Annotated in this window: 9 protein-coding genes; 6 read left to right on the top strand and 3 right to left on the bottom strand. The window is 70.6% G+C overall.

Translation table 11 applies throughout. The features are described 5' to 3' along the window. Positions 1-571 precede the first annotated feature (571 nt). The gene (gene proP, locus OXR63_RS17660; protein WP_267425500.1) at positions 572-2,155 is read right to left on the bottom strand and encodes a glycine betaine/L-proline transporter ProP; all 1,584 of its coding nucleotides are present in this window, start codon (positions 2,153-2,155) and stop codon (positions 572-574) included. Between the two features lie 259 nt (positions 2,156-2,414). Between proP and valS the strand changes: the two genes are divergently transcribed. Both valS and OXR63_RS17650 read left to right on the top strand, forming a co-directional pair. Further along, entirely contained in the window at positions 2,415-5,009 is a 2,595-nt protein-coding gene (valS, locus tag OXR63_RS17655; protein WP_267425497.1) for a valine--tRNA ligase, read from the top strand. 51 nt (positions 5,010-5,060) lie between these two features. Beyond that, positions 5,061-5,312, top strand: coding sequence for a hypothetical protein (locus OXR63_RS17650; RefSeq protein ID WP_194660721.1), 252 nt, complete (start codon positions 5,061-5,063; stop codon positions 5,310-5,312). Between the two features lie 100 nt (positions 5,313-5,412). On the opposite strand, the gene OXR63_RS17645 is transcribed toward OXR63_RS17650, so the two are convergent. Next, on the bottom strand, positions 5,413-6,252 hold the full coding sequence (locus OXR63_RS17645; RefSeq protein WP_267425493.1) for an alpha/beta fold hydrolase: 840 nt from the start codon (positions 6,250-6,252) through the stop codon (positions 5,413-5,415). 125 nt (positions 6,253-6,377) lie between these two features. On the opposite strand from OXR63_RS17645, the gene OXR63_RS17640 reads away from it, so the two are divergent. Then, a complete protein-coding gene (locus OXR63_RS17640) occupies positions 6,378-6,965 on the top strand; it encodes a TetR/AcrR family transcriptional regulator (protein ID WP_267425491.1) in 588 nt (195 codons plus the stop codon). 117 nt (positions 6,966-7,082) lie between these two features. Beyond that, positions 7,083-9,107: a M3 family metallopeptidase gene (locus tag OXR63_RS17635; protein WP_267425490.1), complete on the top strand. Its 2,025-nt coding sequence runs from the start codon at positions 7,083-7,085 to the stop codon at positions 9,105-9,107. Positions 9,108-9,208: 101 nt separating this feature from the next. On the opposite strand, the gene clpX is transcribed toward OXR63_RS17635, so the two are convergent. Next, positions 9,209-10,489, bottom strand: coding sequence for an ATP-dependent Clp protease ATP-binding subunit ClpX (clpX, locus tag OXR63_RS17630; protein ID WP_267425489.1), 1,281 nt, complete (start codon positions 10,487-10,489; stop codon positions 9,209-9,211). 200 nt (positions 10,490-10,689) lie between these two features. Between clpX and OXR63_RS17625 the strand changes: the two genes are divergently transcribed. After that, positions 10,690-11,436, top strand: a complete 747-nt coding sequence (locus OXR63_RS17625) for a YcnI family copper-binding membrane protein (protein ID WP_267425487.1) — start codon at positions 10,690-10,692, stop codon at positions 11,434-11,436. Positions 11,437-11,456: 20 nt separating this feature from the next. Beyond that, a partial coding sequence (locus OXR63_RS17620; protein WP_267425484.1) for a copper resistance CopC family protein occupies positions 11,457-12,036 on the top strand: 580 nt, incomplete at its 3' end.

The raw sequence follows: 12,036 nt of genomic DNA, 5'->3' as shown, positions 1-12,036 counted from the left end.
GCGGCGTAGCCGTCGCGCGGCGCGCGTGCCTGGCCGAGACTCGGCCAGGCGGACGGTCTGCGCCGCCCAGACGCCGCAGGTTGTCCGCCCGAGCGAGACTCGGCGCCGGACGCGCCCACCGACGGACGGAGGCCCGACCGGCTCACGCGGGACGGGCCTCCAGGCCGGGTGGGCGGGACCGCCACCGGCGAGACTCGGCCAGGCGGACGGTCTGCGCCGCCCAGACGCCGCAGGTTGTCCGCCCGAGCGAGACTCGGCGCCGGACGCGCCCACCGACGGCCGGAGGCCCGACCCACTCAAGCAGGTCGGGCCTCCAGGCCAGGGCGGGCCGGGCCGAGACTCGCCCAGGCGGACGCACTGCGCGGCGCGAAGGCCGCACCCTGTCCGCTGGAGCGAGACTCGGCGCCGCGCGCGCCCACCGACGGATGGAGGCCCGACCTGCTCACGCAGGTCGGGCCTCCAGGGGGGCGGGCCGGGCCGAGACTCGGCCAGGCGGACGCACTGCGCGGCGCGGAGCCCGCACGCTGTCCGCCCAGGCGAGACTCAGCGCCGGACGCGCCCGGCGGGACGGTCAGGAACCGGCGGTCGCCGTGTCCCTGCCCGCGGCGGGGCCGGAGCCGTCCGCGGAGATCACCGGGATCTCGCTCGTCGAGAACTCCTTCGCCCAGTCCGACCGCGCGAGGTCTGACGTCGGGTCGTTGTAGTCGTCGATGACGCCGGCGACCTCGTCCTCGGAGCCGACGGTCGGGCCGGAGCCCATGAGGGGGGTGGAGGCGGTCTCCTTCGTGAAGTACACCGCGACCAGCCCGATGACGGCGGCGAGCATCAGGTAGAACGCGGGGATGTCCTCGGCCCAGCCGTAGCCGGCGTCCTTCGCGCCGTTGATGAGCGCGGCGGTCGCGAGCGGGGTGGTCCCGCCGAAGAGCGACACCGACACGTTGAACGCGATCGCCAGGGCGCCGTAGCGGATGATCGTCGGGAACAGCGCCGGCAGCGTGGACGGCATCGTCGAGGTGAAGGTCACCAGGACCACGCCGAGGATGAGCAGGCCGGAGAAGACCCCGACGCCCGTGCCGGTCTGGACGAGCTTCAGCGCCGGCCAGGACAGCAGGATGAAGCCGATGCAGCCGGCGGCGAGCACCGGACGACGACCGAAGCGGTCCGACAGCCGGCCACCGAACGTGATGACGACCATCATGAGCAGCATCACGACGACGATGAGGATGAGCCCGAACGTGGCGTTCTGGCCGAGGTTCTGCTCCAGGTAGGTCGGCATGTACGACAGGAGCATGTAGTCGGTCACGTTGAAGACCAGGACCAGCCCGATGCAGATGACGAGCGAGCGCCAGTTCTCGGCGAAGAGCTTGAGGAACGGCGTCTTCTGCGCCTCGCGCTCGGCGGCCTGCTCCTGCTGCTTCTGGAAGGCCGGGGTCTCCTCGAGCTTGAGGCGCAGGTAGAGCCCGATCAGACCGAGGGGCCCGGCGATGATGAACGGGATGCGCCAGCCCCAGCTGAGCAGGGCGTCCTCGGACAGGCCGAACTGCAGGCCGGTGACGATCGACGCACCGAGGACGTAGCCGGCGAGCGTGCCGAACTCGAGCCACGAGCCCATGAACCCGCGGCGCTTGTCCGGCGAGTACTCGGCGATGAACGTCGCGGCGCCGCCGTACTCACCACCGGTCGAGAAGCCCTGCACGAACCGGGCCACGAGCAGCAGGACGGGGGCCCAGAAGCCGATCGTGTCGTACGACGGGATCAGGCCGATCATCAGCGTGCCGGCGGCCATCAGGATCATCGTCAGCGCGAGGACCTTCTGTCGGCCGATCCGGTCGCCGATCGGGCCGAAGACGGCGCCACCGATCGGTCGGACGATGAACGCGGCCGCGAAGAACCCGAAGGTCGCGACGATGTTCGACGCCGGGTCGCCCTGCGGCAGGAAGACCTGCGAGATCGTGACGGTGAGGTAGGCGAAGATGCCGAAGTCGAACCACTCCATCGCGTTGCCGAGCGCGGCAGCGGCCACGGCACGCTTGAGCAGTGACTCCTCGACGACGGTGACGTCATCCTTCGTCATCTCACGGCGAGCGCGCTTCGCAGCGCCCTTCGACCGCATGGGCCGATCGCCGTGCTGGTGGGGTGCGGTGTTCGGTGCCAAGTTCGTTCCTCCGGTGTGCTGTGCGTCCTTCGGGCGTCCGGCGGGACGGCAACGGTGCAGCACTTGCGAGCTCCGCGCTCGCCGGACAAACCCCGGAAGACTACCAGGTGGGTGGGGAGCGGTCCACGACGGGGACCCCGGCGCTCGTGACCGGGGCATCGGCGGCCGGTAGCATTGACCGACCCGCACGCCACGTGCGGGACACTCAGGCACCTCATCACGGACTCGGTGCCGCACATACCGATCGAAAGGCGCAGCCATGACCAAGCCCATGCCCGACAAGCCCACGGTGGACGGACTCGAGCAGGTCTGGGGACCGGTCTGGGACCAGGACGGCACCTACCGCTTCGACCGCGACGCCGCCGGTCACCGCGACGCCGTGTACTCGATCGACACCCCGCCGCCGACCGCCTCCGGCTCGCTGCACATCGGCCACGTGTTCTCGTACACGCACACCGACCTCAAGGCCCGGTTCGAGCGGATGCGCGGCAAGCACGTCTTCTACCCGATGGGCTGGGACGACAACGGTCTCCCCACCGAGCGTCGCGTGCAGAACTACTACGGCGTCCGCTGCGACCCGTCACTCCCCTACGACCCCGACTTCACGCCGCCGTTCGAGGGCGGTGACGGCAAGTCGAGCAAGGCCGCCGACCAGCTGTCGATCTCGCGTCGCAACTTCATCGAGCTGTGCGACCAGCTGACCGTGCAGGACGAGCAGCAGTTCGAGGAGCTCTTCCGCACCCTCGGGCTGTCGGTCGACTGGACGCAGTCGTACCGCACGATCGACGAGACCTCCCGCGCGAGCGCGCAGCGTGCGTTCCTCCGCAACCTCGAGCGCGGCGAGGCCTACCAGGCCGACGCCCCGACGCTCTGGGACGTGACGTTCCGCACCGCCGTGGCCCAGGCCGAGCTCGAGGACAAGGAGATGCCGGGCGCGTACCACGGCATCGCGTTCCACAAGTCGGACGGCTCCGGGGACATCGTCATCCAGACCACCCGCCCCGAGCTGCTCCCCGCGTGCGTCGCCCTCGTCGCGCACCCGGACGACGAGCGCTTCCAGGACCTCTTCGGCACGACGGTCCGCTCCCCCCTGTTCGACGTCGAGGTGCCGGTGCTCGCACACCACCTCGCGCAGAAGGACAAGGGCGCCGGCATCGCCATGGTCTGCACGTTCGGCGACACCACCGACGTCGTCTGGTGGCGCGAGCTGCAGCTGCCGAACCGCGCGGTGATCGGCTTCGACGGCCGTGTCCGTTCCGAGCAGCCGGCCTGGATCGAGTCCGCGCAGGGCCAGGAGCTCTACGCCGAGCTCGCCGGCAAGACCGTGTTCTCCGCCAAGAAGGTCATCGTCGACGCGCTCACCGCCTCCGGCGACCTGGTGGGCGACATCAAGACGATCAACCACCCCGTGAAGTTCTTCGAGAAGGGCGACAAGCCGCTCGAGATCGTCTCCACGCGCCAGTGGTACATCGTCAACGGCGCGCGGGACGAGGACCTCAAGGCCAGGCTCCGGGCCCGCGGCGAGGAGATCGCGTTCCACCCGGACTTCATGCGCGTCCGCTACGACAACTGGGTGGGCGGCCTGTCCGGCGACTGGCTCATCTCCCGCCAGCGCTTCTTCGGCGTGCCGATCCCGGTCTGGTACCCGCTCGACGCCGACGGCAACCCGGTGTACGACCAGCCGATCGTCCCGACCGAGGCCCAGCTGCCCGTCGACCCGTCCTCCGAGCCGGCCCCCGGGTACCAGTCCGAGCAGCGCGGCGTGCCGAACGGCTTCGTCGGCGAGGTCGACGTGATGGACACCTGGGCGACCTCGTCCCTGACCCCGCAGCTCGCGGGCAAGTGGGAGACCGACCCGGCGCTCTACGACCTGGTGTACCCGTACGACGTCCGCCCGCAGGCGCAGGACATCATCCGGACGTGGCTCTTCACGACCGTGCTCCGCAGCCAGCTCGAAGCCGACGTGGTGCCGTGGAAGAACGCCTCGATCTCGGGCTTCATCGTGGACCCCGACCGCAAGAAGATGTCGAAGTCGAAGGGCAACGTCGTCACGCCGATGGCCGTGCTCGAACAGCACGGCGCCGACGCGGTCCGCTACTGGGCGGCCTCGTCCAAGCTCGGCACCGACGCGGCCTTCGACCCGCAGAACCCGAAGCAGATCAAGGTCGGTCGTCGTCTGGCGATCAAGGTGCTGAACGCCGCCAAGTTCGTCTACAGCTTCGAGCTGCCCTCCGGCGCCACCCGCGTCACCGAGGCGCTCGACGTCGACATGCTCGCCGCGCTCCGCAGCACGCTCGAGCAGGCCACCACGGCCTTCGAGGGCTTCGACCACGCCCGCGCGCTCGAGGTCACGGAGCGGTTCTTCTGGACCTTCTGCGACGACTACCTCGAGCTCGTGAAGGAGCGCGCCTACGGCACCGCGCCGGACGCGACCCACGAGACGCAGGCGAGCGCGGTCCTGGCACTGCGCTCCGCGATCGACGTGCTGCTCCGGCTGCTGGCACCGTTCCTCCCGTTCGCAACCGAGGAAGTGTGGGCCTGGACCCACGACACCAGCGTGCACCGAGCCTCCTGGCCGACCGCCGACGACCTGCCGGTGGACGCGGCCGAGACCGGTCTGCTCGCCGCCGTCGGGCAGGCGCTCATCGGCATCCGCGGCGCGAAGACGTCCGCCAAGGCGTCCCAGAAGACGCCCGTGACCCGCGCCGTCGTCGCGGCTCCCACCGAGACGCGTGCGCTCGTCGAGCGCGCGGCCGTGGACCTGGCGGCCGTCGGCCGCATCCAGGACCTGTCCTTCGTGGACGGCCCGGAGCTGGCGGTCATCGAGATCGAGCTGGCCGAGCAGCCCGCGTAGCCACGCGACCGCCCGACAGACCAGGACCGACAGGACAGCCAGGAGGCTCGGATGCAGTTGGGAACGCGATGGAGCGTGGGTGGGCAGCCGCCCGCGCGACTGGCGGAGGCGCTCGTCGTCGCCGTGCGAGGTGTCGAGGACGAGCTCGCGGCGGAATCCGTGGACGTGTCGACGTGGGGGTGGACGCTGACGTTCCTCGAGGGCAAGCCGATCGTCACGCTCGACGACGGCACGTCGATCCACCTCGACGACGCCGGCCGGGCGCAGGTCACGAACCCGGACGACGCGGCGGAGGAGGACTGACGACGGGACCCCGGGGCGTTCGTGCCCCGGGGTCCCGTCTGTCGTGCTCGACCGGTCCCCGGGGGTTCGTCTCCCGGGGACCCGCCTGTCGTGCTCGGGGTCAGGCCTTCGCGAGCCAGCCGAGCAGGACCTCGTTCACCTCGGCGGTGTGCGTGGTCAGGAGCCCGTGCGGCGCGCCCTCGATCTCGACGTACTCCGCGGCGGGCAGGGCCTTGGTGAACCGGCGGCCGGTCGCGTCGATCGGCAGGACGTTGTCGGCCGTGCCGTGCACGATCAGCGCCGGGACGGTGACCTTCGGGATGTCCTGACGGAAGTCGGTCCCCCACGTCAGCGGCGCGGCGGCGGACGCGATCGCGCCCGAACCGGCGGCGACGTTCCAGGCGTTGCGGACCTGCTCCTCGGAGATGCGGGTGCCGAGGTTCTCGGAGAGGTTGAAGAAGCCCTCGTAGAAGGCCGTGAAGTACGCGTAGCGGTCCTTCTTCACGTCCGCGGAGACGCCCTCGAAGAACGACGCCGGCACGCCGCCGTCGGGGTTGTCCTCGGTGATCGTCAGGAACGGCTCGAGCGAGGCCAGGAAGGCGACGCGGGCGATCCGGTCCTCGCCGTGGCGGCCGATGTAGCGGGCGATCTCGCCGGTGCCCATCGAGAACCCGACCAGGATCACGTCGTGCAGGTCGAGGGTCTCGAGGACCGTGTGCAGGTCGTCGGCGAAGGTGTCGTAGTCGTACCCGGTGCTGGGCTGCGAGGACTGGCCGAACCCGCGACGATCGTAGGTGATCACGCGGTAGCCGGCGTCGAGGAGCGCGGGAGTCTGGCCCTCCCACGAGTTGCCGTCCAGCGGGAAGCCGTGGATCAGCACGATCGGCTGCCCCTGGCCCTTGTCCTCGTAGTGGAGCGCGATGTCGACGCTGTTCTCGGTCCCGACGGTGATGGTGCCCATGATGGATCCTCTCCTCGAACTCCAGCGGAGAACGGTCGTTCTCTGCCGATGTGCCCCTACACTAGAGAACGGACGTTCCCAGCGCAAGGGGCAATGGGTGAACAGCCTGCGGAAGGACGTGGACCATGGCAACGACGACGAACACCGTCGACCCGGACGTCCGCGCGCACATCACCGCCGTCGCGGACGAGCTGTTCTACACGCGCGGCATCCAGGCCGTGGGGATGGACCAGATCCGCACCGCGGCCGGCGTCTCGCTGAAGAAGCTCTACGCCGCCTTCCCCGGCAAGGAGCAGCTCATCGCAGCGGTCCTCGCCGGACGGCACGACTACTGGGAGCGCGGGATCGGCCAGGCGGTGGACGCCGCCACGTCGCCCCGGGACAAGCTCCTGGCGATGTACGACTTCCTCGAGACGTGGTTCGGCGACGAGACCTTCCGCGGCTGCGGCTTCATCAACGCCTTCGGGGAACTCGGCGCGACCTCCCCCGCCGTGGCCGAGATCGCACGGGCGCACAAGGACTCCTTCCAGCGCTACGTCGAGGGGCTGGCACTGCAGGCCGTCCCCGACCCCGCACGTGCCGAGGAGCTTGCCGCGCAGCTGGCGCTCCTGGCCGAGGGCGCGCAGACCACCGCGGCGATCGCCGGGGACACCTCCCCCGCCCGGCACGCGCGCCTGGCTGCGGCGACGCTGATCGACGTCGCGACGCGCTGACCCGCTGACCCGCTGGGCCCCGGTCCCCTGACCTGCCGGCGGGCGTGCCGGCCTGCTGGCGCTCGTCCGTGGCACGGTCCTCCGAGTCCGCGCCGAGCACACCCGTAGGGTGGAGCGATGACGACGCCGTTCGACGAACCGAGCACCCTCCCGTACGCCCTCCCGCCGTTCGACGCAGTCCGGCTGGAGCACTACCGACCGGCGTTCGACGCCGGCATGGCCGAGCAGCGGGCCGAGGTGGACGCGATCGCGACGAACCCGGACGCCCCGACGCTCGAGAACACGCTCGTGGCCCTGGAGCGGAGCGGACAGCTGCTCGCCCGGGTCTCGTACGTCTTCTTCACGCTGAGCTCGGCGGACTCCTCCCCCGAGCTGCACGACCTCGAGGCAGAGGTCTCGCCGCTCCTCGCCGCACACCGCGACGCCATCACCCTCGACTCCCGCCTGTACGACCGCGTGCGGGCCGTGCTCGACGGCGCCGAGGCCGCTGGACTCGAGGGCGAGGACCTGCGCCTGGTCGAGCGCACCGCGACGGAGATGACCCTGGCGGGCGCCGGACTCGACGACGCCGGCAAGGAACGCCTCACCGCGATCAACCAGGAGCTCTCGACGCTCACCACCACGTTCGAGCGGAACCTGCTCGAGGACACGAACGACCTCGCCGTGCACGTCACGGACGAGGCATCGCTGGTCGGCCTCGACGACGGGGCGAAGTCCGCCGCCGCCGGTGCCGCCGCCGACCGCGGGCTCGACGGCTGGCTCATCACGCTGCCGCTGTACACCGGACACCCGTGGCTGGCGTCCCTCGCCGACCGCGACCTGCGCGAGCGGATCATGCGGGCGTCCCTGTCCCGCGGACGCCGGGGCAACGAGCACGACAACCGCGAGGTCCTGCTGCGCATCGTCCGGCTCCGTGCCGAGCGGGCGGAGCTCCTCGGGTTCCCGAACCACGCTGCCGTCGTCACCGCCGACGAGACCGCCGGCACCCCCGAGGCCGTCGACGGGCTCCTGTCGTCCCTCGTCGGGGCCGCCGCCGCGAACGCCGACGACGAGCGCGCCGTGCGCTCGCGGACCGTGGGCTTCGACGTCGAGGCCTGGGACTGGGCCTACGCGACCGAGATCCTGCGCGGCGAGCAGTTCGCCGCCGACAGCACCGCGATGCGCCCGTACCTCGAGGCTGACCGCGTGCTGCACGACGGCGTGTTCTTCGCCGCCACCGCGCTGTACGGGCTGAAGTTCGCCGAGCGGCCCGACCTGCACGGCTACAACGCCGACGTCCGCGTGTTCGAGGTCACCGACGAGGACGACGCCCCCGTCGGCCTGTACCTGCTGGACCTCTACACGCGTGACGGCAAGCGGGGCGGCGCGTGGATGAACCCCGTCGTCGAGCAGTCCGCGCTGTTCGGCACGCTGCCGGTCGTCGTGAACAACCTCAACGTCGCGAAGCCCGCTGCCGGGTCCCCGACGCTCCTCATCCAGGACGAGGTGGAGACGCTGTTCCACGAGTTCGGCCACGCCCTGCACGGGCTGATCGCCCGGACGACGTACCCGCGGTTCTCGGGCACGAACGTCGAGCGCGACTTCGTCGAGTTCCCGAGCCAGGTGAACGAGATGTGGGTGTCCTGGCCCGAGGTCCTGGCGAACTACGCCAAGCACCACGAGACCGGGGAGTCGATGCCGCCGGAGCTCGTCCTCGGGCTCAGCGACTCCGCCGGGTTCAACGAGGGCTTCTCCACCACCGAGTACCTCGCCGCCGCGCTGCTCGACCAGGCGTGGCACCGACTGTCCGCCGCCGAGGCCGCCGCCGTCACCGACGTCGGGGCCTTCGAGCGGCAGGCCCTCGCGGACGCCGGCATCGACGTCGTCGCCGTGCCGCCGCGCTACTCGTCGACGTACTTCGCGCACACGTTCTCGGGCGGCTACGACGCCGGCTACTACGGGTACATCTGGAGCGAGGTGCTCGACGCCGACACCGTCGAGTGGTTCCGCGACCACGGCGGGCTCGACCGCGCGGCCGGTCGCCGGTTCGCCACGATGCTGCTCGGCGTGGGCGGGTCGAAGGACCCGATCGAGGCCTTCCGGGAGTTCCGCGGCCGCGACGCCGAGGTCGGGCCGCTCCTCCGCCGCCGCGGTCTCGAGTAGCCCGGACAGGCAGCCGGTCGGTCAGGCCGCCTCGGTCCCCAGACCCGGGACACACGCAGGGCCCCGCACCGACTCGGTGCGGGGCCCTGCGTGTGGAACGACTACGCGGACTTCTCGATGCGCTTGGCCCGTGCGCGCGGCACGATCGTCGGCGCGGCGTTCTCGAGCACGGACGCCCGGGTGACGACCACACGGGCGACGTCGTCGTCCGAGGGGACCTCGAACATGATCGGCCCGAGCACCTCTTCCATGATCGCGCGGAGACCACGGGCACCGGTCTGCCGGAGCACCGCGAGGTCGGCGATGGCCTCGAGTGCGCCCTGGTCGAACTCGAGCTCGACGCCGTCGATCTGGAACATGCGCTGGTACTGCCGGACCAGGGCGTTCTTCGGCTTCGTCAGGATCTCCATGAGCGCGACCTGGTCGAGCTGCGAGACCGTCGTGACGACCGGCAGACGGCCGATGAACTCGGGGATGAGCCCGAACTTGTGGAGGTCCTCGGGCAGGACCTCGGAGTAGAGGTCCTGGTGGTCGAGCGAGCTGTGCAGCTGCGCACCGAAGCCGATGCCCTTCTTGCCGACACGGGAGGACACGATCTCCTCGAGCCCGGCGAAGGCCCCCGCCACGATGAACAGCACGTTCGTCGTGTCGATCTGGATGAACTCCTGGTGCGGGTGCTTCCGGCCACCCTGCGGCGGGACCGAGGCGACCGTGCCCTCGAGGATCTTGAGCAGCGCCTGCTGGACACCCTCACCGGAGACGTCGCGCGTGATCGAGGGGTTCTCGGCCTTGCGCGCGATCTTGTCGACCTCGTCGATGTAGATGATGCCCGTCTCGGCACGCTTGACGTCGTAGTCGGCGGCCTGGATGAGCTTGAGGAGGATGTTCTCGACGTCCTCCCCGACGTAGCCGGCCTCGGTCAGCGCCGTGGCGTCGGCGACGGCGAACGGCACGTTGAGGCGCTTGGCCAGGGTCTGCGCCAGGTAGGTCTTGCCGCAGCCGGTCGGGCCGATCAGCAGGATGTTCGACTTGGCGATCTCGACGTCGTCGCGGTCCTCAGCGGCGGTGATCTGCCCCTGGGCCCGGATGCGCTTGTAGTGGTTGTAGACAGCCACGGACAGCGCCCGCTTGGCGGGGTCCTGCCCGATGACGTACTCCTGCAGGAAGTCGAAGATCTCGCGCGGCTTCGGGAGCTCGAACTCCCCCGAGCCGGACTCGTCGCTGGCTTCCGCCAGGCGTTCCTCGATGATCTCGTTGCACAGCTCGACGCACTCGTCGCAGATGTACACGCCGGGACCGGCGATGAGCTGCTGTACCTGCTTCTGGCTCTTGCCACAGAAGGAGCACTTGAGGAGATCGGCGCTCTCTCCGATGCGTGCCATGCGCGAGCCTTCCCCTGGTTGACGTGCAGCACTGCTCGTGAGCACGAGGTCGTCGTGGTGACGAGCCTAACCGCATCCAGCGACACTCCCGGCGACGCCGAGCGTGTTTCCGCGGGCGCGTTCGCCCAGGGCGTGCGGTCCTGCTACGGTGATGACGTCGTCTCTACAACTTGTAGAAGTACTCCTCCGGAAGGAACCCCATGCAGCAGCGTCTCGCCCTCGGCGGAGCAGCGACCCTCGGCGTCGCCGCGGTCATCGTCCTCGGCACGGCGGCCTCCGCCAGCGCGCACGTCGAGGCGACGAGCACGTCGACCGCGGCGAACTCGTACACGACCGCCACGTTCTCGGTCCCGCACGGCTGCGACGGCTCGCCCACCACGAAGCTGCAGTTCCACATCCCGTCCTCGGTCATCGAGGTCACGCCCACCGTGAACCCGAACTGGGACATCACGAAGACGACCGAGAAGTACACGAGCCCGTCCGCCTCGGCCGACGACGAGTCCGCCGAGGACGCTGGCGAGCGGGTCACGAGCATCACCTACGCCGCGAAGACCCCACTGCCCGCCGACGAGCGCGACACCTTCTCGCTGTCGTTCTCACTCCCCGACGGCAAGCCCGGCGACGTGGTCGCACTCCCCGTCACGCAGACCTGCGAGCAGGGGTCGACCGAATGGGACCAGGCCCAGAAGGCCGGTGAGGCCGAACCCGAGCACCCGGCCCCCTCGATCACGCTGACCGCGGCGACCGCCTCCCGTGACGACGACGACGCCACCGCCGCGAACGCCACGCACGACGACGCCACCACGGCACCGGCCGCGTCGTCGGCTTCGGCCTCGTCCTCCCAGCCCGACCTGGTCGGTCGCTTCCTCGGCCTCGGCGGCCTGGTCCTCGGTGCGGCCGGCCTGGTCGTCGCCGTCGCCGCCACCCGCCGTCGCGGCACGAAGTGACGTCCGGCTCGCGTCCGGCGGTGCGCCGGCACCGCACGGCCAGGAGGCTCGTGGCCGCGTCCGCCGCGGTCCTCGCGATCGCGGGCGGTGCCGTCCTCGGCCTCGCCGGACCGGCCGACGCGCACAACTACCTCATCGCCTCGACACCGAAGGTCGACGGCACCCTGACCGCGCTGCCGAAGGCGTTCGAGATCACGACGAACGACAAGCTGCTCGACATCGGCGGCTCCGGGTCGGGGTTCGCCTACCGCATCGTCGGACCGGACCAGAAGTACTACGAGGACGGCTGCCTCGACATCGACGGCCCCTCGATGACCACGACCGCAGCGCTCGGGGCCTCGGGGAAGTACCAGGTCGAGTGGCAGATCGTGTCCGCCGACGGCCACACGGTGTCGGACGAGTACCCCTTCACGTGGGACGCACCCGCCGGTTTCACCCCCGCGACGGGCTCCACCACGCCGCCGACCTGTGCACGGGCAGGCTCGTCGTCGTCGGAGACCACCACGGGCACGGCGTCCGGCGCGACCGACTCCCCCGCGACCGACGCCCTCTGGATCGGCGCCGGGGGCATCGTCGTCGTCGCGGCGATCGTCGCCGTCC

The sequence above is a fragment of the Curtobacterium sp. GC_Cur_3 genome, from assembly GCF_026544205.1.
Lineage (GTDB): Bacteria > Actinomycetota > Actinomycetes > Actinomycetales > Microbacteriaceae > Curtobacterium.
The sequence above is the reverse complement of the archived record's forward strand: the minus strand, read 5'-3'. Positions and strand labels throughout refer to the sequence as shown.

What these genes read in the sequence shown, in the direction of transcription:
- OXR63_RS17635 (WP_267425490.1), top strand. Translation starts at nt 7,083, where the DNA reads ATGACGACGCCGTTCGACGAACCGAGCACCCTCCCGTACGCCCTCCCG.
- OXR63_RS17645 (WP_267425493.1), bottom strand. Translation starts at nt 6,252, where the DNA reads ATGGGCACCATCACCGTCGGGACCGAGAACAGCGTCGACATCGCGCTC.
- clpX (WP_267425489.1), bottom strand. Translation starts at nt 10,489, where the DNA reads ATGGCACGCATCGGAGAGAGCGCCGATCTCCTCAAGTGCTCCTTCTGT.
- valS (WP_267425497.1), top strand. Translation starts at nt 2,415, where the DNA reads ATGACCAAGCCCATGCCCGACAAGCCCACGGTGGACGGACTCGAGCAG.
- OXR63_RS17625 (WP_267425487.1), top strand. Translation starts at nt 10,690, where the DNA reads ATGCAGCAGCGTCTCGCCCTCGGCGGAGCAGCGACCCTCGGCGTCGCC.
- OXR63_RS17650 (WP_194660721.1), top strand. Translation starts at nt 5,061, where the DNA reads ATGCAGTTGGGAACGCGATGGAGCGTGGGTGGGCAGCCGCCCGCGCGA.
- OXR63_RS17640 (WP_267425491.1), top strand. Translation starts at nt 6,378, where the DNA reads ATGGCAACGACGACGAACACCGTCGACCCGGACGTCCGCGCGCACATC.